We start from the raw sequence: 20529 nt of genomic DNA, 5'->3' as shown, positions 1-20529 counted from the left end.
ATTTCGGCTCTCAATTGTTAAGGCCAAGGTAGATGTTGGCGTGCGTCGACTGTAGGTACATGGAATCGCCGGTCTTGCCATTGTTGAGGTAGAAAAAGGTGCCACTTCCCTCGCCGCGCCCGCCGTATTCGGCATTAACGGCGGCGTTGCTGGCTTCGTCCGCCAGAATGCTGTGGTAGTACGCATCGCCTTCGTTTTCGGTTTGGACTTTCGGGTCGGTGCCTCGATAAGGCATCCAGATGCTGGATGACACTTCGAGAAAGTTGCTGCTTATCAGTTCGGGCTGCTCGACGAAGGCCAGCAGGCTATCGGTCTTGATTTCGAGCAGACAGGGTTTATTGAGACCGTTTGGGTTCAATGTGTTTGATGTGGAACAGTTTTGAGCATTGGCTTCCAGTTTGTCGGCCAGGTTTCCCGGGCCATAGAAGCGGAACTCGGCTTCGCGCAGAGCTGCGTCAGCAACATTCTGGAATTGCATGTCGTGAGCACGGTTGGCGGTGATACGCGATTCGAGGGTGACACCGCGCATGCTGCTGACTGCCAGCAGGGTCAGCACCAACAGCATCACAAGGGAAACGAGCAATACCGCGCCGCCTTGTGATTTGCGAAAGATAGGGGTCATGGCATGAGGTTCCTGATAGTCTGAGTGCTGCCCGCAACCTGATAGATGCGCTTGTTGTCCGCCTCCTGCAGCTTGGTCTGGGTGTCTGCAGATGCCTCGGCCAACCAGTCAGCGAGTACCTTTGAGTCATCACCTTCGCGCTGACCTGCACGGCTGGTGAGCAGCAAGGCGTAGCGCACACTGCGGATCGCGCCGCTGGCCGGGGACCAGTCTGCTTGCGAAATGAAGGTCGTGACTTCCTTTTCAAGCAGATCAGTGTTGCCCACGCCGAAATCCAGACGAAGATCAGCGATGCCGCGAAGCAATTCGCCGTACTGGGGACTAGCTGCGTTCAGGCTTTTGCATAGGAGGCGGCCATCCTGTAGCTGGCTGTCAGTGCTGGGTTCGTATTTGAACGCCAGTACGGTCAGGTCGCTTTCGTCAGGGGGGGCGGAAGGAAACGCTTCGTCATATACGACGGGGCTTGCAGTGCCCTGGCAATCCAGTTCTCCGCTGATCCGAGGTTGGTAGCGGATGCAGAAGCCGATACCTTCGTTGGGGGCGAGCCCGGTAATGGCGTGCCCGGCGTTAAAGGCAAGGCACCCGTCCGCGGCAGAGCGGTCGGGGAAGACGGTGTCCAGCAGGATGGATGGCTTGCGGCGATAGCCAGCCTTGCTCAAGTAGTCACTGATTATGAGCGCGGCAAAGCGACTGTTCTCAAGATTGCCGGCCTGATTTTGCTGAAAGACATAGTTGCGCTTGTTGTCGAGGTACACCTGCGTAATACCGAGAATCAGGAAACTGCTGATCGCAAGTGCAATTAGCAGTTCAATCATCGAGAGGCCGATTTGGCGTTTAATGCTGTTCATGGTTCTACCCGCACGGTGTAGGTGCAAATGGTGCTATCGGGATCGCTGGCATCAAGACAGGCTCCCTCGCGAACTTGCCAGGCCATGCGAACCTCGATCATCGAACCCTTGTTATCGCAGTTGTCGGGAGTTGAACTGCGGCAAATGTAACCGTGGTCGTTGAACAACTCTGCGCCACCGGGAAGCAGCGCCTCGACCTTGTCAGCCCAGCAGTCGCGAAGTTCCTGAGCGGTTTTGGCGATGCGAGTCGGACTGGCCACGCAGGCAGCGCGGTCATTGAAGTCTTCACCTGCTTCCTTGTAGAGCAGGGAAGTGTCTTTCATGCCGCTGTTCATAGGGAATTGCGGTGGCGCCATGTTGAAGAGTTCTTTCGGATTGGCTCGGATGATTTCGATCAGGTCGCCAGCCAGTACGATGGCCGTGTTGCGTTGCACGGAATCTTGGGTGTACTGAATGCTGCGTCCTTGTAAGGCCACCATGCCGAGCACGCCGATGGTGGTCAGGAGCAATGCCACGAGTACTTCAATCAGGCTGAAGCCTTTGTTGGTCGTCATCGCATACCTCATAAGCTGCAGCTGCTCAATGCGGTGCCGGTGGAGTCCTGCTTGCCGCGTGAATGGAGGAGTGTGCCGCCACTGGGCTGCACTTCGAGCAGGTAGCCGGTACTGGGGTCGGCATCCAGGCAAATGGTGAAGCTCGCGGCCGTGGCGGTGCCGTTGGAGCGATAGAGCAGTTTGTCGTCGCTCAGTGCGGTATTAAGGATTTCAACCTGCTCAGGGGTGTGTTCCAGGACGCGCTCAATTTCTCCATCCGTGCAATTGTTGCCATTGCTAGTGTCGAATTTGCGGATGATCCAAGGATCGCCGTTAGTGCAAATCTTCACTTCATAGGTTGCACGATTGATCGCCGCTTGCCCGCGTGCGTACTGCAGAAAGGCTGCCAGTTCCGCAGCTTTATTTTGCACTTGGTTACTGCGGATTAAAGCGTTGAAGCTGGGTATGGCGATACTCGCAAGTATTCCCAGTAGTGCGAGGATGATCATCAGCTCGACCAATGTGAATCCGTGCATGTCGGTTCGGCGTGACATGGTGTGCTCCATGGAAGTCTTGAGCGGATGATGCAAATGCGCTATTGCCATGTCTTGAGATAGAGGATGGTTGGCGTTTTCGCGTGGACGGACGGTGCGATTATCCGTGTTACGCGACAGAGGGAGTGTGATCCGTGCCAAGATTCGCTGCCATTTAGGCCTTTAAGAACCACACCGGTTGTCGCTCCTGTTCTCTGCCGGCGTGCCTTGGCGCAGGCGCCCTTGACGGTTGAGGATCAATTGCCAGGTCACTTGCTGTTTGTCGCATTGATAGAAGCGTCCATTGCCGGTAGGGCTGGAGCCGTTGTCGCGAAAGCGAATGCTCTGTTGGAAGCCGCTCCAGCGCAATTCGTGATGGATGGGAAGTTGCATAAGTTGCAGCAACTGATTGTCTGAGGTGCGCACGAGCCAGCCGCTAGCCCAATCGTCAGAGCAGGTCTGCCCATCAGCGCTGCCGCAGACCTCAACGGTATGGCGCCGCAGGACTGCCTCTGCGCGGGCGCTGTTCAGGACGGACTCAACCTGTTCCATAAGCGATTGCTGACGATTGCGGGTGACCAGGCCATCAAAAGCCGGTACGGCGATGTTGGCGACGATAATCAACAGGGCAAGCGTGATCAGCAATTCAACAAGCGTAAAGCCTTGATCCTTGTTCGGCATGGTGCGGTTCCTTTGCACGTATGATGTGCCGCCTTCCTATGGCGGTGCCGTCCTAAATCGGCGATGTCTTTTTAGACCAGCCTAGGTTCCAGCCCAAGGGCCTAGGGTTGGAAATGTGAACCAGTGTGTCGGAGGACCATGTGGAACGAGAAACCATCATCATTGGTGGCGGCGTAATCGGGTTGTTGTCGGCTTACGGTCTCGCAAACGCGGGGCAGACTGTTGTCTTGCTGGAGTCCGGAAGTGTCGGCACTGAAGCCTCCTGGGCCGGTGGCGGTATCGTTTCCCCGCTTTATCCATGGCGTTACAGCCCGGCGGTTACGGCTCTGGCTCATTGGTCGCAGGATTTTTATCCGCAGCTTGGCGAGAGTCTCTTCGAGCAAACCGGAATCGATCCGGAAGTGTACGAGACCGGGCTTTACTGGCTGGATCTGGATGACGAAGAGGAGGCGCTCAACTGGGCCGAGCGTCAGGCGCGCCCGTTGCATCGAGTATCGATGGAGCAGGTTCGCGCTTCCGTTCCGTCCTTGGGAACGGGGTTCTCACGCGCGGTGTTCATGCCAAGCGTTGCCAACGTTCGCAACCCGCGTCTTTTGGACGCTTTGCGAGTGGCGCTTGCCAGACTGCCGAACGTGCAGGTGGTCGAGCATTGTCCGGTTACTGGTTTCATTCGTGATGGCGAGCAAATTCTAGGAGTCGAGACGGCGCAAGGTGAAATGCGCGCTGATCGGGTTGTTGTCGCGGCAGGGGCATGGAGTGGTGATTTGCTCGCCACGCTGGGGCTGGAATTACCGGTCAAGCCGATGAAAGGACAGATGATCCTGTTCAAGTGCGCCGACGATTTTCTGCCGAGTATTGTCTTGGCCAAGCGGCGCTATGCTATCCCTCGTCGTGATGGACATATCCTGGTTGGCAGTACTCTTGAGGATGTCGGTTTTGACAAGACGCCCACCGGCGATGCCCTCGAAAGTCTTAGAGCGACGGCAATCGACCTACTTCCCGCCTTGGCTGATGCCGAAGTAATCAAACACTGGGCAGGGTTGCGTCCCGCCTCGCCTGAAGGCATTCCCTACATCGGGCCGATGCCGGGACACGACGGGCTTTGGCTCAATTGCGGACACTTCCGTAACGGTTTGGTACTGGCGCCCGCTTCGTGCCAGTTGCTAACGGATCTGATGCTTGAGCGCACTCCTGCTATCGATCCAGAGCCTTATGCGCCTAGCGGTCGGTTCTGATTTGGGATCGGAACAATGCAATGGTCCTTCGTTACATCTGTATACGGACCACTGACTGAAATTTTTCATTTGAAGTCCTCAGGGTGCTTCGCAGTTGTTTCGATTGCTTGCTTGGTAGCTCGGCTTAAAAGGCATTGCCGCTTGCCTCGCAATACTTTCTGAAGATCAATTTTTTATAAAACTTATCTTTTAGAAGATTTTAAGAATTCTTGCGTGAGGATTTCTTAAAATGAATTCATTGTTCGCAGAAATTTATATCTTCACAGTGTAGCCAGGCGTTAATTAACGTGCCTTTTTTTGTCACGTAGCGAATTTTGTACCAGAAATAATTTTCATCTGATGTCGCGTCGGTAAGGGCTACCTCGTCGCCGTTGATCAAATACATTTTAGTAGCTTGGTTAATGTTTGGCTCGCTGTAGAGAGTAGCCTTTTTGGAAATAACAGTTGTTGAAAGTGGGGTGCGAAGCCGATAGTCGAGACTATTCTCGACTAGCAAATTACCTGTTTTTATTCCGTCTAGGTAAAGGGCGCGATTGATATAGTCACATCCTATGCAACTGTCAGAAATCGTCAGGATGAGATCATTGTTTTTTATCTTATATATGTCTTCATGCCACTTTGCACCGCTTCTGTAGCTGCTGATTAGATAATCATTTTTTATAGAATAATTGCATAGCTGGCTTTGAAGTTTATCCATGGGGCGTAGTGTTTCATTCTCACTGTCGTATCGATAGACCTTGGAACAAGCGTTCACACTGCCTTCTGCGGTATGCGTCAGAATTACCTCCGAAATCCCATCCAATGTCAGATCTTCTAATGAAATTTGACTATATTCATTATCTATTGCATCTAGCATGGTTTCTGGGGTTGTGATGGCTTTGCACATGCCTTCGTGGCAGGCTGTAATTGAAAGATCCGTCCCAGAGCCATTGATGGAAAGCATTGTAGCTTTTTCTTTATTCGTGGCTGCAAACGTGCTCGTGAAAACAAAAAGGACAGCGCCTGCTAGGAAACAATAAATTAAACCAGCTTGAGAATTGATATTAATTTTTTCTTTCGTCATGTCAAATTCCATTCCCTCTTAATGGCCGCAAAAATTTCTTTTCGCTCAGCTAAGCCATTGTATCCACCATTGACGGCCAAAGTAATTAGTTCGACATTGTTTTTTTCATGGTCAATCAACACGTTAATGTCGCCATTGGCATTATATTTTTTATATATTCCTCCAATGTTCCGCCAGAACCAGCAGGATGCATCTACCGCATTGTACATATCTGATGCAATCAGGCCCGGAGAGTCTATGAAGTTCATCCCTCGGTATCTGGAATACGCTGCATAGTTATTTTTCCAGGTGAGTTGGATTAGCCCTTTTCCTTTGTATCTTGGGCCATCTCCCATTTCTGTATTTCCTCTGCGTATTGCATCACGATGTTGACTAGGGTTGTATCCTTCCCTGACGCAAACTCAATTGTTGTCTCGAAGTGTGCCGACTCATGGTAGCACTGAGCCAAAAAGTGAGCTTTTTGATAACTTGTGGTGATGCCATGTCTGGTCAAGGCAGCATTCAATATCTTTACGAACTCCTCCTTGTCAAATCTGTAAATAGCAGGATAGTTCTCTTGGAAACGCGTAACGAAGCTTCTAGGACCGCCGCGTCCGGTGAACCAATCACCTGGTTTTTTGAGTATTTTTTCTAGGAAGGAGACAGTGATTTCTTCGGTTCGCGGTGATGAGAAGGTTGCTAGGAGTCCAATGGGCTGCAGATGCCAGACCTTGCCTGATGCATCCAACTTCAGGCGGTCGGCTACATCGCCCCACCAGCTCAGGGTCTTGATGCGGTTCTTCTCTTCGACCCAATCCTGATTCGGATCATCGGGGCTGTGGCCCATCAGATCATCGAGTTCGTCCCAGCGCGAAGCCTCCCAGAACCACTCGCTTTCATGCTGCGTGACGAGCTGCGAGATAGATTGGGCGTGCCAGGGCTTTGCCAGTGCCGCCTGGATCTCTTCCGAGGTCATCTTGCTGTCGCGGTTGGTGTCGATGATGTCGTAGAGACGGCTGCGTACCGGGCCTTTGTCGGATTGGTCGATCGCGCCCTGGTAGCTGGCCTTCTCATCGTCGGACAAGCGGCGAGCCGCGTTGAGGTAGTAGGCCAATCCAGCGCTGGGGGTATCGGTATCCTCAAGAAAATCGAAGCCTTCCCATTCCCACGGGCTGTGGCGAGTCGTGATGAGCTTCTGCTCTGCCAGCCAGCCGTTGATGGGTTGGCCATCCTTGTCGGCCAGCAGGCCATCGAGGCGCCACCAGTTGGTCTCGGGCGAGCAGCCGGTTGCCGTTTTGCTGGCGGGGATATTGATCTTGGCCTCGGCGGGTAACGCATCCAGCAGGCTCTGCGGCAGGATCAGGTCAACGCCTATCTCGGCTCCGTCGTCGGTCAGTTTCGGCGGATTTCCGGCCTTGATGTCATCACGATGGGGGATCAGCTTGCTGGCGCCGGCGTGGACCTTGAGCCGGGTCTTTTCCTCCTCCGGCAGGTTCAGCGCCCAAGTACGGCTTTCGCTGATGAACGTCGGCACGTCTTCGCAGCTGAAGACCTCCAGGTGCAGTAGGTCCTGGGGCGAGCCGTCGCTCTGGTTCTGGTACTTCCCTACGTGCCCGATCAGGTCGCCCGCCTTGATCGGCAGGGGCGGATCCAGCAGCACCACGGTGCCCATGGTCTTGGGTTGCGATTGAGCCGTCAGGAAGGACGAGGAAACATAGCCGGGAAGGCTCCCGTCGTCCCCGGGTGTCAACGCCGGTTCATTGTTGCCACTGATCACCTGCTCGAGCTTGAGGAACGCCCCTTCACCCGAGGCGCGGATCTGGGCGCCTTTGCTCAGTTTGCCCACGATTGAGGCATCGCAGAGAGCATCGGCGCGTACGTTGAGCTCGCTGCTGCGGGTGTTGACGGTATAGACACCGGATCCCCAGAACGCCGGGCGCTCCAGTTTTTCGTCCTGGCGGTAGTCTTTCCAGCACTTGAGGTGCATGTACAGGCTGTAAATCGTCAGCGCGGGCGGCTTGGGTTTCGACTCGTCAGCGGTGGCAGGTGCCTTGGCCTGGAGCGTATGCCTGACCAGCACGAAACCAGTAGAGAACGGAGCGCGTATCTGAAGCGGCGGCCGACCGGCGTAGGTGCTGACGGGGTACTCGTCATCGATGCGATAAGCGACCACTTCACCATGGGTCATGCAGTTGATGCGGCTCTGATCGAAGGCTTCGGACGTGCCCTTGTCCAGGTGAATGCCGCCATGCCACAGGCCGTTTCCACCGATGGGGTAGAACCCGGCCTTGGCCTTGCTCAGGGCGGTCAGATGCTGAAGCGAGTGGCCCGCAGACGGCGTATAGGGATAACACCAGTCATCCTTGGCAGCGCTTTTGCCGCCCTCGGCAACGCCCGGCTTGGCATCGTCCGGGTTCAGGGTGCCGTTCGCCATGTCCGCGAGGTAGCGTTTGAAATCACCTTCTTCGAGCTCGGCGTGAACGTGGATGGCGTAGCTCTGTGCGCCCGACCGGTCCGTGCCGGCCTGGAGGCCGATGTGCTGGCCGTAGGTGATAGCGTCCCCATCGTTGACCTTGAAGGTGGGGTGGAGGTGCAGGATCTGCCCGATCAGTTGGCCATTGGTGGGGGCGTCATAAATTTTCAGCGTGCCGTAAGCGCGGCTGGTCTTGGCATAGCCGGCCAGCGGGCTGGGGACCGGGATGGACCGGTTGCTGCCGTCCACCAGCAGCACGAAATCCTTCTTGACGAGGGTGCGTCCGCCGACATGGCGCACCTCCTCGAGCTGGCCACTGATGGTTTCGTAGTCCCGGTTGGGTTCACGGCCGGCTGAAGGGTGGTGCTTGGCCAGGTCCTCGTAGCGGTTTACGTCTTCGATGCGGCTGCCAACACTTTCAACGATTCTGAAGCGACGCCCTGTCATGACTTGTCCTGTGAAAAGGTTGTAATCGTATTCAACGCTCAGAGGCCGCAGGCCGCTCCGAAGGTCTTGTAGGTGTCCGTCTTGCCGGCTGATTCGAAGGTGAGGTCGACGTGGCGGTCATCCGACTCGTTGTATTCCGAATGATTGAACTGGCTGACCGTGGTGAGCGTGGCGCTCATGCCCTCGTAGGCGTAGGCCGTACGGGTCGCGTCGATGTCGGTCTGTTGAAGTTCATGGACGGTGCCGGCGATCTTGACGAAGAGCACTTCATCGAGTTCAACGGCGATCGGCTGGGCGTCATCCAGGGCCTGGTACTGCTCATCGGCCGGCACCAGTGCGCAGCGGTAATTCTCGATTCCGCCGCCCTCCTGATATTGGGTGACGGCTTCCTGGTAGGTGATGGACTCCAGTTCGGCGGCCGCGCAGCCAGTCAGATACCCACAGGACAGGATGAATAAGAGTGCCTGGCCGACAAGGTGACGGCCCATGGGTGTTTGTTTCTCGGTCATGACGTTCATGGTTCGACTCAGCCTGAAAAATTCATGGTTCTTTTGACTTTCTTTTTGGGGTTGATCAGGCCAGCTAGCGCCTGCTCCAGCTGATTTCCCGCCTTGTCCTTGTCCGCTGTGCCCGGCAGCACCGGCAGCACCGGCAGCTTGACACCGATTCCCGAACCCTTGCCCGGCGCTCCGCCTGCGTTGATCTTGGTCATGGGGCCGCTGACTGTGATGCCGCCTGGATCGAGCTTGATGAAGCTGCCGCCGGCAGTGAGGGTCAGTTCGATGCCGGCTTCGATGACCATCTTCTGGCCAGCCTTGAGGTGAATTTCGCGGCCGGCCTTGGTCAGTTGGGCGGTGCCGAGTTCGATGTGCTGGTTTTGGCCAACGCTCATGTGGTCGTCCGGTTTGATTTCCGCCTTGCGGTCGCCGGTGATTGTCAGGTGTTCCTCAGCCTTGAATTCGCTGTAGCTATCGGCCTCGACGGTGTCGTGGCGTTCGTGCCCGGCGCGGATCTTCTGATCGTGCTCGATGTTCTGGTCCCAGTTGCGCTGAGCATGTAGGTAGATCTGCTCGGCGCCCTTGCGGTCCTCGATGCGCAGCTCGTTGTAGCCGCCCCCGCCCGGTGAAGTCAGGGTCTTGAATACTGTGCAGGTTTTGTTCGCCGGCAGGTCATAGGGCACCTGGTGTTCTGCGTGGTAGAGGCAACCACTGACGAGAGGCAGATCGGGGTCGCCTTCGAGAAAAGTAATCAACACTTCCATGCCGACGCGCGGGATGGCGATGCCGCCGTAACGATCACCCGCCCAGCTGCTGGCAACGCGCAGCCAGCAGCTGGTCTTGTCGTCGGCGGTACCGATGCGATCCCAGTGAAACTGGACCTTTACGCGACCGTGCTCGTCGCAATGGATTTCTTCCCCGACGGGCCCCGTGACGACGGCGGTCTGACTTCCGAGAACCCTAGGTTTGGGGTGATGCAATGCCGGGCGATAGGGAATGTTCCAGAGAGTGGCGGTGAAGTGGTTGCGGTAGCCCTGGGTGAATGTGTTGCCTGTTCGATCCAGCCCCTCTCCCCGGAGGGCGGAATTCGTGATCGACTCTTCCAGCACCTGCGGCTGCCTGCCTTCGTGGATCACCTCGGTGAGCAGCCAGAGATCGTTCCACTCCGGTCGCGGGTGGTCGGAGATTTCCAGCAGATGACCGCTGACCAGCTTGTGCTGGTCACTATCGCCTTCGGCCAGGCGGTAATCGGCGCGGTGGCGTTCCAGAGCGCGCTGGGACAAATGTTTACCGCGCGTGCGGTCGGTGAAGCGGCCGGGGTAGTCGTAGTCTTCCAGGTCCGGCTGCGCCGTTGTCGGCTGTCCGGAGGGGCCGTTATGAGCGGCTCCCATCACCAGGCGCGGCTGTTCGAAATCATAGTCACGCCGGCTGACGCGGTTGGTGCGGGTTTGCAGACGTACGGCGAAGCCTTTGATCACCGGTTCGTCGGCGACCAGGCCGCTGTTCTGAAGATAGGCCGTGGGTTGCCCGAGTTTGGGAAAGCTGGTCTGGTCATCGCCGAACACCAGTACATGGCCGCCCGAGCTGTGCTCGAAGTGGTAGTGGATGCCTTCTTCCTCGCACAGCCGCTGGATGAAGTGCAGGTCGGTCTCGTCGTATTGCGTGCAGTAGTCGCGCTCGGGATAGATCACCGGACCGAGTTGAAAGCGATAGGCATTGGTCTGGATGCCGTGACCTTCGAGCACCTGGGCGACGATCTGCGGCACGGTCAGATGCTGGAAGATGCGCTGATCGGTGCGGTGGGCGAGATAAGCGAGTTGCGGGACGATGGCCAGCCGGTAGCGTGTCAGGCGCTTGCCGGACTCGCCCTGGGCGACGCGGTGGATCAGACCATGGATGCCGTTGCCCGACGGTGAGAGGGCGAGAAAAACCGGCTGGTGAAGCAGGCTGTGCAAGTCCAGATCGGGGCGCTCACTGACCAGCTCCAGGTCGAAGCGATAGGGTTGGCTGATGGCCTCGCGACCGGTGAACGCGAGCACTTTCAGATCATGCTCGACGCCTTCGATGGTGAGGCTGAAATGGGTGTCATTGGCCGCGTTGAACATCGCGCTTCCTTGTCCTTGTGTCATCCATGGGTGCGCCCGAACCAGCGTTGCAGGCGGCTGGGTGCGGGGCGGCGGAAGATATCCAGTAGCTGGGTCACGCTGCTTGTTCGCTTGTCTGCATCGAAGGCGAGTGCCCTATGCAGCGAGTGCCAAACATGAGTAGGCAGCTTCGGCGGGCAGCGCAGCTCTTTTTCCAGCGCCATCGCTTTGGCCTGCTTGGCGCTCAAGCGGCGGAATGGGTGTTTGCCGCTCGCTAATTCGAACAGCAGGCAACCGAGCGCGTAGATATCGCTGGCTTCAGATAGCTCGGCGCCGTCCAGCAGCTCAGGGGCCGCATAGCGCGTCGTCCACGCCTTGAAACGGTTGCGCGAGAGGCGCGGTAGATTATTGAGTACGCCCTCGAGTGGCTGGCCGAGCCCGTAATCGAACAGGCGTAACCCGTCCTCTGCGAGTATCACGTTGCTCGGTTTGAGGTCTCCGTGAATGACGCCGCGGCTATGTGAATACGCGAGCGCTTCGAGTAGCGGCAGGGCGATCTCGTGCAACTCGTTCCAGGTGAGCCCTTCGGGATGCTCGCTGAGCAGCTGGTCGAGTGTCGGGCCCCTGAGCAATTCGAGGGTGATGAAGGCACGCTGGCTGGCGGTGTCCACGTCGAAGCCGAACAGGCGCACGACGTGGCGATGACTCAGCCGGGCAGTCAGTGCGAATTCGGTGTAGAGCAGCGCATGGGCGTCGGGGTATTCAGCAAAATCGTCGCTCAGGGTCTTCAGCGCGACGTAGGGCTCCGGATCGCCGAATTGTTCGCGCAATAGATCCCGCGCTCGGTAGACCGCGCCCATCCCACCGACTCCAAGCAACCGTTCGATCCGGTAACGCCCGCCAAGCACCTGAGGCAGCTCACCGGTTGTAACGGTTGCAGGCGTTGGTGCCTGCCCCGGCGCAGCAGTGGCGGCGAAGGCAAAATAAGTCAGATCCGAGGCGCACAGAGGTTCGTTCATCGACGCACCACCACGGCGCTGAGATTGTCCCGCGCCGGACCATCCAAGGCTTGGTCGAATAGGCGCTGTAGCGCAAGTCCGGTCGACGGCGAGTTCAGCGCCGCGCTCAGCGTATCCGGCGGCAGACTCTGGTAGAGCCCGTCGCTGCACAGAAGCAGAGTGTCGCCGGGGTGAACGTCGAACTCGAGGATATCCAGCTCCAGTTGCTCGCTGGCGCCGACGGCACGGGTGAGCGCATGTGCCGCAGGGTGGCGCGCAGCTTCCTGCGGGCTCAGGTTCTGCTCGTCGATCAGTTGCCGCAGCAGCGAATGGTCGCGCGAAAGCTGATACAGACGGCTGCTGCGCCAGAGGTAGCAGCGGCTGTCCCCGGCCCAGACGCAAGCGGCGCGTTCGCCTTCCATCAGCAGGGCGACCACGGTACTGCCGATGACTGGGTCGGGACGTTCGGCGGTGACCGTCAGTTCCTGTCCGAGGCGGCGGTTGAGTTCGTGCAGACAGTGGCGCAGGCTGACCAAACGCTCGGCCAAACTGCCTTCGGGCAGCTCGGCCAGTTGCTCGACGATCAGGCGGCTGGCCAGGGCGCCGTTTTGGTGACCACCCATTCCGTCCGCGACGACCCAGAGACCTTGCTCGGGGAGGTCGAGAAAAGCGTCTTCGTTGCGTGCGCGGACCTTGCCTCTATCGGTCCGCGCGGCACTTCGCCAGTTGACGGTCCGGCTCGGCGTCCCGGTCATCACAGGGTCGCCGGCAGCTTGAAGTCACGCAGCAGGGCGATGTCGAACGGGTTCGGCGAGCGCTGGCTGTGCAACAGGTAGTTGGCGTGGCGCCCGCCGAGGTTGGCCTTGAGCATCAATACATCACGCCCGCTGTGGTAGTCGACCTGCATCAGATCCAGCAGGCGGAACAGCGACCAGGGGCCAGTGTTCTTTTCGATACCGACGCGGCGTCCACCGAGTTCCTCGACCACCAGGCTGGTGCGGCCATCGTCCGCGGTAGCCGGCCAGCTGAAAGCGGTCTGCACGATCGGCCCATGGCGGTATTCCATCTGCTGGTTGCCGAAGCGGAAGTCGGCGCGACCCAGGCTCGAGTCCAGCGAATAAGGCTCCAGCTTGAAGCGGATCTGTGGCTCGTTCGGGCTCTCCGCGAAAAAGCTGCGGCGGATGGTCTGTGCATGTCCCATCTGCGCCAGGAATTCGCGCGACAGCGGCAGGCCACGACCATCGACGCGGCGCAGCTGGTACTGGCCGGCGCTGCCGCTGACGAAGGGTTTGAGGTAGCGATCAAAAAAACCGTCGGCAACGCCTTGTGCCTTGAAGAATTCACGGAAATCGGCGATCGCGACGTCGCTTTCACTGTGAGCGCTGAACGGATAGCGCTGACGCAGCGACGTTTTGTAGAACGCATACAGCTCGCCCTGGTAGCGCCGGTTGAGGTAGTGATAGGCGTCGTTCAAGACTAACGTCCAGCTGTCCTCGGCGAGCAGGCCGAGCCAGTTGCCGATGGGTTGCGGCAGACGGGCCGCGCTGGTGCGTAACTGGTTGATCGCGTCGCGCTGGCCGCCCATACGCGCCTTGGCCAGCTCGAACGCGGCCTGATCCGGCGCGCTGGCGTGGGCCAGGCTCGCCAGTTGCAGCTGCAACGCGTCGAGCGCCTGCAGCGTTGGGATCAGCTCGGCGCTGGCGCCCTCCTGTTCGTCGAGCAGGCGATGCAGCGGTTCGAATCGACGCTCAAGCATCTTGCGCGCGGTGTCCGGCAGCTTCTTGGCCAGTGCGGCCTGGGTTTGTTCTGCAGCGGCCGAGGCCAGTTTGGCAGCCTTGCCCAGTTTGCCATTGGCATCCTTGAGCGCATCGGCGGCATCGGCGGCATCTGCAGCATCACCTGCGGCGTCCGCTGCGCCGGCAAAGCGGGTGTTGTCGCGCACTTCAATCAGTAATTGCAGCAGTGGCGAGTTAGCCGCGCTCAGCCCGCTTAGTAGTACAGCACCCTGGCCGGCGCCAGCAATCGGCTCCAGCGACAGCTGTGCCACGGCTTCGCCCCAGTAGTTGGCGTAGTCGCGAAAGTAGAGCTGTTCCATTTCCACCATCAGGCGCCCGAGGTCCTTCAGGCTCAGGCTGTCGCCCTCGCCGAGCACCCAGTTGTCGCGCAGGATCTCGCGCACCAGGTCGCTGCCCTGGGCGACATAGAACTTCAGGTAACCGTTCTGGGTGTAGAGGCCGGGGATGGCGTAATCGCCGCCGTTGAACAGCGCGCCTTGGGGGCCGAGGCGCTGGCTGAAGCGGTAGTCGGACAGGCTGCGGGCCTGATCGCGCAACATACGGTAGACGACGTTGGCCAACGATTCGCTGCGCAGCACCTGGCGCGCCTCGGCGACAAGCTGATCGTTGAGCGTGTAAGGCTCGAAGCCTTCTTCGAGCAGGCGCTCGAAATGTGTGTTCAGACCGTTTTGTGCCACGGCATTGCCTGCATAGCGCAGCGACCAGTCGGCTGCCAGCCACTCCTTGAGAAAGCCTTCGTCGCGTCGCTGCTCCAGGTTGAGCATGAGGTAGGCGCGCAGGCTGCCGAGTAGGCGTTCGCGATCGGTGAGGTTGGCGCGTACCTGGGCTTCGAGCTGGCGGCCGACGCGCGGCAGCAGCAGGTTTTCCAGCTCTCGGCGGTACGCCTGACGCAATGTCGGATCGACGTCCTCGCCCTGGTAGAGTCCGCCGCGCTGCAGGTAGGACACCTCGGCTTTATCGGGAAATACCTGGGTTGCGGCATAGCTGGTGTCCAATGCCTTGAGCGTGCGTAGCGCGTCGTCCTGAGCGGCGATTCCCTGGTGCTCGTCGCCCAGCCGATCGGCCAGGCTGCGCAGCTGCTCGAGCCGCTCATGATTGCCGGAGAAACCATTGGCCCAGAGCGCGCCGAACAGCGCCAGGCAGGCGAAGCTCGCGGCATACAGGGCGCGCTGGCCCCAGTCGATACGGCGCACTTCCTTCTGGTCCAGTCCGGCCAGGTCGGCCTCGGGGAAAATCACTCGGCTGAGCAGGTGATTGATGAAGCGCGCTCGGCCACTGCGCAAGATCGGCAGTGCGTTGCTGGACAGCCCGAGATTACGACCGATGCCGCTGGTCAGCGGATCGAGCCCGCCTTGCAATTGCGGCGCGCTGGTCAGGTAGAAGCCGCGCAGCTGGCTGGCACGCTGGTAGCGGTTGCCGGAAAACGCCAGCTCTATGAACAGGCAAAGGCGCTCGCCGATCTGACCGAGCTGATGGGGAAAGTCGAGAATGCGGCCGCGACGCTGGGTATCTCGCTCCTGGTGCATGCGTAGAATCACCTGGCTGTTGAGCCGGCGTAGTAGCTCCTCGAATTCGCCTCGGATCACATTGACGTCGGTGCCGTCCTGCTCTTTGCGGAAGCTGGCGCCAAGCACCTGATCGCTCTCTTCGCGTGACAGCTGATCGAAGAACTCGTCGAAGCCAAGCACCTTGTCCGCCTTGCTCAGCACCAGATAGACCGGCACGTCGGCGCCCAGACGCTGATGGATCTCGTGCAAGCGCTGGCGGCTTTGACGCGCCAGGGTTTCGAGCTCCAGTTCGCTCGATTGCAGCAGTTGTTCGACTGGAATGTTGACCAGCACACCATTGAGCGGACGCGCACGGCGGCGGCGTAGCAGGCCGAGCAGTGTGTCCCAGGCCTTGCCGTCGACAGAGGCGTCGGGTTGGGTTAGGTAGCGGCCGGCGGTGTCGATCAATACGGCGTGATCGGCGAAGTACCAATCGGCGTAGCGGGTGCCGGAGACGTCCTTAGTCAAGCGCTGGTTTTCGCTGCGGTTGAGTGGAAAGTCCAAGCCGGAGAAATCGAGCAGCGAGGTCTTGCCGCTGCCCTGGGGGCCAAGCAACAGGTACCAGGGCAGGTCGTTGCGCCATTTCTCGCTACGCCCGCGGTACAGGCTAGAGCGCTTGAGAGTGCGCGTGGCGTCCCGGTAGCGTTGGCGCAGGATGCTCTGTTCCTCACTGACCAGCCCTTCGCGGCGCAGGCGCTCCTGCAATTCGTCATCGCTGGCCTCGGCCTGCTGACGACGGGTGCTGCGCCAGCTGGCGAAGACCATGAACAGGCCCCAGGCCAGGCATAGACCGGCGATGGTCAGCAGGCGGCTGGTCGAGGATCCCCAGAATTTGTAATCGTCCACCGCCAGCAGCGGTCCGACGAACCACACCAGCAGGGCCAGTACCAGCAGGACGCATAGGCTCCATACCCAGGTCTTGCGGAAAAACGCGGCAAGCTTGCCGAAAAAAACCTTCATGGCATTACGTCCTTGTTACGACTGAGGCTCGATCTGAACGGTTGGATCGACGGGTTGGTACGGCTGCAGCACGGTGTCGCGTTGCTCGCCAAGTACCCAGGCAAAGCCTGTGTACAGCATGCCCAGGCAGACCAGCGTGAAGAGAGCGACCAGCCACCAAGGCACGATGCGCACCAGGTGCCGACGCGTGTCGCGCAGGCCTTGCCAGTGCGGTGAAACCTCACGCGGCACGTCGCCGCGCAACTGGCGGATCTGCCGGTACAGGCTGTCGCGTACCGCTTCGAGTTCAAGCATGCCGCGCGGCAGTACGCGGTACTTGCCCTCGAAGCCCAGCGACAGGCAGAGGTACATCAATTCCAGCATCGGCAGGTGCTTGACCGGGTTGCGCGAGAGGCGCTCGAGCAACTGAAAGAACTTTTCGCCGCCGAAGGTCTCGTTGTGAAAGCTCGACAGCAGGCTCATCTGCGACCATTCGCTTTCGTTGCCCCAGGGCGTGGTGACCACTGCTTCGTCGATGACGGTGCACAGCACGTAGCGCGCCGCCATCACCTGGCTGCTTTCGGCGCCGTCGTGCAGGGCGCGGTGTTCGAACAGCTTGAGCTCGCTTGACAGGCGCTGATTCAGCGCGTGCAGGTCCTCGCCTTCGAAGCTGTGCTTGAGCCGCACTACCTCGGAGAGCAGTGAGGAGGCCGCCGCCACTAGCGGGTTGAGGCTGATGTTGAAGGTTTCCGCCGGGCGCAGGCGGGCGGCGTAGATCATCCGCTCCTCCAGCTGTTCGAATTTGGGCGGCGTGCTGAAGTCGGTCAGCGGGCTCTGTGCCGGGGCGTCGCCGTGGCGATTGAGGATGACCGTCTTGTCATCCTGTCCGTAGTCCATTTCTCTGATCATGTCGGTCAGTTCCTGATCGCCCAGAATTTCAGCTCAAGCCCGGTGAACTCACCGGACACGTGGAAGGCGAAGCCGCCGGAGCGCTCCAGTTGCGCCAGCTCCTCGGAGTTGAGCTCTAAGGCGAAGTAGGTTTTGCCGGAGTGGAACGGGATCTGCCGCGGGGCCACCGGCAGCGGTTTGACCTTGATACCCGGCAGATGCAGGTTGACCAACTGGCGAATGCGCTCGACCGGGCCGACCTTCAGATGGGCCGGCAGGCGTGTGCGCAGTTCTTCGGAGTCGCACTGAGCGCTGGCAGCCAGCACGAACGAGGCGCTGCCGAGCAGTTTGTGGTCGTGCAGCGGCGAGACCTGGATGCCGTACTGGCGTTGCTGTAGCAGCAGTTCGATGGCGTGTTGCTCGAGCACCATCGACAGCACCTGGCGGATCGCATCCATCAGCTTGCGAAACGACAGCCCCTGGTCGTTATGCAGGTAGCGGCCATCGAGGCGCGGGCGCTTGGTTTCGCTGGAGAAGGTCGCCAGTTCGCCGAGTAATCCCAGCAGCTCGCGATAGATCTGTTCGGGGTGGACCCGGTCGATGCCCAGGTAATGGCGCAGCACCGGCTCGTAGCGGTTGATCAGCTGCAGCATCATGAAGTCGCCAACCTCGGCACCGCCGACCTTGCCGGTGGCGCGGATGCGCTCGGCGAGAATGTCGCCGCGATGGCCGAGCATGCTGATCACTTCCTTCAGACAGGACAGCAAATAGCTGGACGCCTGAAAGTCGATGAAGGTCGGGATGTATTCGGGATCGAGGCTGATGACGCCATCAGGCGTGGTGTCGAGGATGTCGCAGAGTTTGAGCTTCACATAGGCCTGGTCACTCTGCTGCTCACCGAGCAGTAGGCGAAAGTCCGGTCGAGCGGTGCTGACCTGACTACTGCTGGCGTCACCGGCGTTGGAATCGGCGACCTCCTCGTCGACGGCGGTGTAGCGTGCCAGCACGTCTTTCTGTTCCGCTCGACGGCTCTCGATATGGTTGCCGGTGACCAGAGGCAACGCCAGATAGACCGGGGTATTGCTGGTATTGGGCGACACGTCCACGGCCAGCGGCTCACGTTCGGCGCCGATCTCGAACAGGCTGCCATCAGGAAGGAGGCCGCTGGCCTGGCTGAGTACCAGCTTGCCCATGTTGAGAAACTGACGGTCAATCTCCAGCCCGAAGAAACCCCAGGCGTAGTGGCCGAGTTTCTGCGTACGCAACTTGAGCTGCGCGTCGTAATGACGGTCGTTTTGCTGGAAGTGTTGCGGGCGCAGCAGCATACCCTCCTGCCAGACCACTCTGTTCAGGCTCATCGATCAGTTCCCTTCGCGAGTGGGTCGACGGCCTGGATGCCGTGCTCGTCGAGCGTCAGCTCGATGCGGTTCTGCGCCTTATGCTGCAGCGGAATGACGAAACGCCAGCTGGACTCCGGTAGGTCGCGGTAGGCGGCCAGCACGCCGACATAACGGCTGTGCTCTTGCACGAACAGTTTGAGATCGCGCTGCTCGCCGGGGCGTAGTTCCAGCTCCTCCTGAATCACCAGGTCCGGTGACAGGACTTCCTTTGGCCGCTGGTAGAGCGAGAAGAAATCAGCGTTCTCAAAGGCCACCGAATGCGTGAGTTCGATCAGGCGTATCACGATGGGCGATGGGCGACCGTTGAGGTCGGGATTGAGCCGGTCGCTGCCCTGCAACGACAGGTCCAGCTTGGTCAGATGGGAATTGGGCGAGAGCGCCGAGCAGCCGGCGAGCGCGGCCAGCGCAGCAAGCACCGCAGCGGGAAAAAAGCGAGACATGGACATCATCCTTGAAGGTCGGTGTTGAGCGTGGCGATCAGGCGTACCTGTTCCTCGTACGCCTGGGCGAAGTCGCGGGTGAATAGACGTTCGCTCCAGTCGTCGTCGCGCTGCATGGCTTGATGCAGTCGCCGGTATGCGCGCCAGCGGCCGCCGGACGTGGAAATCAGCGGTTTGTTGTCGCGTTCGAAGCGCAGCGCCAGTTGTTCCGGCGACAGCTGCTCGAACATGCCCTTGATGGCCGCCCGGCTGGCGGCCAGCATTGCCACCTGGTGCGCCTGCAGATCACGGTAGGCACGCGCTACGGCTTGCTCAGCCGGCAACTGGCCGGCCTTGCCGTTGCGCAGCAGAAGACTCAGCGCTTCGCCACTGTCGATGCTGTGCTTGAGCGGATTATTGCCGGCGCTCTGCACGGTGGTCAGTGACAGACGCAACTCGTTTTTCAGCTCGCCACGGGTGCGCAACGCCTGCTGCAGCCCGCCGACGCTTTGCTTGAGTAGACTCGCCGCTTTTAGAGCCAGCGCTTGGCGCGCCTGCTCGTCGAGATCGTCCAGGCTGACGCCTAGCGCCTCGCCGAATCGCGTCCAGAAGTCCGGCGGCAGGCGTTCGGGTTCGGGCGCGGCTTTGGGTTGGGCGGCTGGTGTGGGCATCACCAGCTCGGGGATCTGCAGGTTTTCTTCGTCGATCTGTGCGTAGTCACGCTGCTGCGCCTGGGCTCGAGACGGGGCGAGCACGGCGGTCAGGTCGTCCACCTCGGCATAGACGCGCTCCTGCTGATCCAGTGCGGTCAGCGGGTCGAGGTCGAGAAAAGCGTCGTCGGGAATGATGCTGCCGGCCGGCTGCGGACGGCCGAGGTCGCCTTCGAAGGAAGCCGGGTCCTGGATCAGCCGAGCACGGATTTCGAAGTCGCCCAGGCAGTAGACGCTGCCGTGCTCGATGCGCTGCGCCCGGCCCTTGTCCAGGCTGGCGCCGCTGTCCTTGAGCTGAATGCCGTTGCTGCTGGTGTCGGTGAGGAAGAATGCGCCGTCCCGGTAGCTCACCACGGCGTGGCGGCTGGACAGCACGCGCTTGCGGTCCGGAATGACCCAATCGCAATCCTCGGCGCGGCCAATGATGCCGCCGGCCTGCTTGAAGGTTTTACTGCTGATGAGGCCCGGTACGAACTGCTGCGCACTGACCATATCGAAAACCAGTTCCATGGTTTTTTCTCCTTGGCGGGTCAGTTGCTGCGGGACGACGCCTGCGGATCACCCAGCGGGCGGTACTCGTCGTCGTTGAATTTGTAGTTGCCGGAACAGCCAGCAAGGGCGAGGGATGCAGTGAAAAAAACGAGGGCGCAATAGCGGGCTAGCACGCGATTTCCTCCTTGAAAGCGTGTGGGCGGACGGCCCCGCTAACGCAAATGGCGAGGCGGGACGCAGGCCGTGCATTAAAGTTCACCCGCCTGCTCGCGTGGGTGAACGAGGTCACGAAAAAGGGCGGGGTTGGCTTGGAAACGAGAGCTATGACTAATAAGCGCTGCATCA

The 20529-nt window shown here is 59.6% G+C and carries 19 protein-coding genes; 1 reads left to right on the top strand and 18 read right to left on the bottom strand.

Translation table 11 applies throughout. The features are described from left to right. Window positions 1-10: 10 nt before the first annotated feature. The 5 genes from V6943_RS18810 to V6943_RS18790 all read right to left on the bottom strand — a co-directional run bounded on the left by V6943_RS18810 (window position 11) and on the right by V6943_RS18790 (window position 3217). Window positions 11-622: a PilX N-terminal domain-containing pilus assembly protein gene (locus V6943_RS18810; protein ID WP_340555051.1), complete on the bottom strand. Its 612-nt coding sequence runs from the start codon at window positions 620-622 to the stop codon at window positions 11-13. Continuing rightward, window positions 619-1470, bottom strand: a complete 852-nt coding sequence (locus V6943_RS18805; RefSeq protein WP_340555050.1) for a PilW family protein — start codon at window positions 1468-1470, stop codon at window positions 619-621. The genes V6943_RS18810 and V6943_RS18805 overlap by 4 nt, the downstream gene beginning before the upstream one ends. Continuing rightward, entirely contained in the window at window positions 1467-2024 is a 558-nt protein-coding gene (gene pilV, locus V6943_RS18800) for a type IV pilus modification protein PilV (protein ID WP_340555049.1), read from the bottom strand. The genes V6943_RS18805 and pilV overlap by 4 nt, the downstream gene beginning before the upstream one ends. A gap of 8 nt (window positions 2025-2032) precedes the next feature. Then, the gene (locus V6943_RS18795; protein ID WP_340555048.1) at window positions 2033-2557 is read right to left on the bottom strand and encodes a GspH/FimT family pseudopilin; all 525 of its coding nucleotides are present in this window, start codon (window positions 2555-2557) and stop codon (window positions 2033-2035) included. A 162-nt stretch (window positions 2558-2719) separates the two neighbouring features. Then, window positions 2720-3217, bottom strand: coding sequence for a GspH/FimT family pseudopilin (locus V6943_RS18790; protein ID WP_340555047.1), 498 nt, complete (start codon window positions 3215-3217; stop codon window positions 2720-2722). A gap of 140 nt (window positions 3218-3357) precedes the next feature. Here V6943_RS18790 and thiO point away from each other — a divergent pair, with 140 nt between their 5' ends. Then, entirely contained in the window at window positions 3358-4452 is a 1095-nt protein-coding gene (gene thiO / locus V6943_RS18785) for a glycine oxidase ThiO (RefSeq protein ID WP_340555046.1), read from the top strand. Window positions 4453-4687: 235 nt separating this feature from the next. Here thiO and V6943_RS18780 read toward each other — a convergent pair whose 3' ends face one another. The 13 genes from V6943_RS18780 to V6943_RS18720 all read right to left on the bottom strand — a co-directional run bounded on the left by V6943_RS18780 (window position 4688) and on the right by V6943_RS18720 (window position 20357). Further along, window positions 4688-5515, bottom strand: a complete 828-nt coding sequence (locus tag V6943_RS18780; protein ID WP_340555045.1) for an XAC2610-related protein — start codon at window positions 5513-5515, stop codon at window positions 4688-4690. Further along, window positions 5512-5850 (bottom strand): glycoside hydrolase family 19 protein, encoded by a 339-nt coding sequence (locus tag V6943_RS18775; protein WP_340555044.1) that lies wholly within the window; start codon window positions 5848-5850, stop codon window positions 5512-5514. The genes V6943_RS18780 and V6943_RS18775 overlap by 4 nt, the downstream gene beginning before the upstream one ends. After that, on the bottom strand, window positions 5814-8225 hold the full coding sequence (locus V6943_RS18770) for a hypothetical protein (RefSeq protein WP_340555043.1): 2412 nt from the start codon (window positions 8223-8225) through the stop codon (window positions 5814-5816). Before V6943_RS18770 ends, V6943_RS18775 begins: the two co-directional genes overlap by 37 nt. A gap of 227 nt (window positions 8226-8452) precedes the next feature. After that, complete coding sequence (locus V6943_RS18765) at window positions 8453-8932, bottom strand: hypothetical protein (RefSeq protein ID WP_340555042.1); 480 nt, start codon at window positions 8930-8932, stop codon at window positions 8453-8455. 8 nt (window positions 8933-8940) lie between these two features. Then, window positions 8941-11016 carry a type VI secretion system Vgr family protein gene (gene tssI / locus V6943_RS18760; RefSeq protein ID WP_340555041.1) on the bottom strand — a complete coding sequence of 692 codons (2076 nt, stop codon included), beginning with the start codon at window positions 11014-11016 and terminating at the stop codon, window positions 8941-8943. 20 nt (window positions 11017-11036) lie between these two features. Continuing rightward, window positions 11037-12014: a serine/threonine-protein kinase gene (locus V6943_RS18755; protein WP_340555040.1), complete on the bottom strand. Its 978-nt coding sequence runs from the start codon at window positions 12012-12014 to the stop codon at window positions 11037-11039. Beyond that, the gene (locus V6943_RS18750) at window positions 12011-12748 is read right to left on the bottom strand and encodes a PP2C family protein-serine/threonine phosphatase (protein WP_340555039.1); all 738 of its coding nucleotides are present in this window, start codon (window positions 12746-12748) and stop codon (window positions 12011-12013) included. Before V6943_RS18750 ends, V6943_RS18755 begins: the two co-directional genes overlap by 4 nt. Continuing rightward, the gene (tssM, locus tag V6943_RS18745) at window positions 12748-16296 is read right to left on the bottom strand and encodes a type VI secretion system membrane subunit TssM (protein ID WP_340555038.1); all 3549 of its coding nucleotides are present in this window, start codon (window positions 16294-16296) and stop codon (window positions 12748-12750) included. The genes V6943_RS18750 and tssM overlap by 1 nt, the downstream gene beginning before the upstream one ends. A 15-nt stretch (window positions 16297-16311) precedes the next feature. Continuing rightward, window positions 16312-17184 (bottom strand): type IVB secretion system protein IcmH/DotU, encoded by an 873-nt coding sequence (icmH, locus tag V6943_RS18740; protein ID WP_340555037.1) that lies wholly within the window; start codon window positions 17182-17184, stop codon window positions 16312-16314. Between the two features lie 5 nt (window positions 17185-17189). After that, window positions 17190-18521, bottom strand: a complete 1332-nt coding sequence (gene tssK, locus V6943_RS18735) for a type VI secretion system baseplate subunit TssK (protein ID WP_181104860.1) — start codon at window positions 18519-18521, stop codon at window positions 17190-17192. Continuing rightward, complete coding sequence (gene tssJ / locus V6943_RS18730) at window positions 18518-19003, bottom strand: type VI secretion system lipoprotein TssJ (RefSeq protein ID WP_340555036.1); 486 nt, start codon at window positions 19001-19003, stop codon at window positions 18518-18520. Before tssJ ends, tssK begins: the two co-directional genes overlap by 4 nt. Before the next feature lie 5 nt (window positions 19004-19008). After that, a complete protein-coding gene (gene tagH / locus V6943_RS18725; protein WP_340555035.1) occupies window positions 19009-20202 on the bottom strand; it encodes a type VI secretion system-associated FHA domain protein TagH in 1194 nt (397 codons plus the stop codon). A 20-nt stretch (window positions 20203-20222) separates the two neighbouring features. Then, window positions 20223-20357, bottom strand: coding sequence for a type VI secretion protein (locus V6943_RS18720; RefSeq protein WP_340555034.1), 135 nt, complete (start codon window positions 20355-20357; stop codon window positions 20223-20225). Between the last annotated feature and the right edge of the window lie 172 nt (window positions 20358-20529).

The organism is Pseudomonas sp. CBC3 (genome assembly GCF_037967085.1).
Lineage (GTDB): Bacteria > Pseudomonadota > Gammaproteobacteria > Pseudomonadales > Pseudomonadaceae > Stutzerimonas.
The sequence above is the reverse complement of the archived record's forward strand: the minus strand, read 5'-3'. Positions and strand labels throughout refer to the sequence as shown.

Coding starts and splice junctions, on each gene's coding strand:
- tssI (WP_340555041.1), bottom strand. CDS start 11,016: ATGTTCAACGCGGCCAATGACACCCATTTCAGCCTCACCATCGAAGGC.
- V6943_RS18755 (WP_340555040.1), bottom strand. CDS start 12,014: ATGAACGAACCTCTGTGCGCCTCGGATCTGACTTATTTTGCCTTCGCC.
- icmH (WP_340555037.1), bottom strand. CDS start 17,184: ATGATCAGAGAAATGGACTACGGACAGGATGACAAGACGGTCATCCTC.
- V6943_RS18780 (WP_340555045.1), bottom strand. CDS start 5,515: ATGACGAAAGAAAAAATTAATATCAATTCTCAAGCTGGTTTAATTTAT.
- V6943_RS18775 (WP_340555044.1), bottom strand. CDS start 5,850: ATGGGAGATGGCCCAAGATACAAAGGAAAAGGGCTAATCCAACTCACC.
- V6943_RS18790 (WP_340555047.1), bottom strand. CDS start 3,217: ATGCCGAACAAGGATCAAGGCTTTACGCTTGTTGAATTGCTGATCACG.
- V6943_RS18805 (WP_340555050.1), bottom strand. CDS start 1,470: ATGAACAGCATTAAACGCCAAATCGGCCTCTCGATGATTGAACTGCTA.
- V6943_RS18810 (WP_340555051.1), bottom strand. CDS start 622: ATGACCCCTATCTTTCGCAAATCACAAGGCGGCGCGGTATTGCTCGTT.
- tssM (WP_340555038.1), bottom strand. CDS start 16,296: ATGAAGGTTTTTTTCGGCAAGCTTGCCGCGTTTTTCCGCAAGACCTGG.
- tagH (WP_340555035.1), bottom strand. CDS start 20,202: ATGGAACTGGTTTTCGATATGGTCAGTGCGCAGCAGTTCGTACCGGGC.
- tssJ (WP_340555036.1), bottom strand. CDS start 19,003: ATGTCTCGCTTTTTTCCCGCTGCGGTGCTTGCTGCGCTGGCCGCGCTC.
- tssK (WP_181104860.1), bottom strand. CDS start 18,521: ATGAGCCTGAACAGAGTGGTCTGGCAGGAGGGTATGCTGCTGCGCCCG.
- V6943_RS18750 (WP_340555039.1), bottom strand. CDS start 12,748: ATGACCGGGACGCCGAGCCGGACCGTCAACTGGCGAAGTGCCGCGCGG.
- V6943_RS18765 (WP_340555042.1), bottom strand. CDS start 8,932: ATGAACGTCATGACCGAGAAACAAACACCCATGGGCCGTCACCTTGTC.
- pilV (WP_340555049.1), bottom strand. CDS start 2,024: ATGACGACCAACAAAGGCTTCAGCCTGATTGAAGTACTCGTGGCATTG.
- V6943_RS18795 (WP_340555048.1), bottom strand. CDS start 2,557: ATGTCACGCCGAACCGACATGCACGGATTCACATTGGTCGAGCTGATG.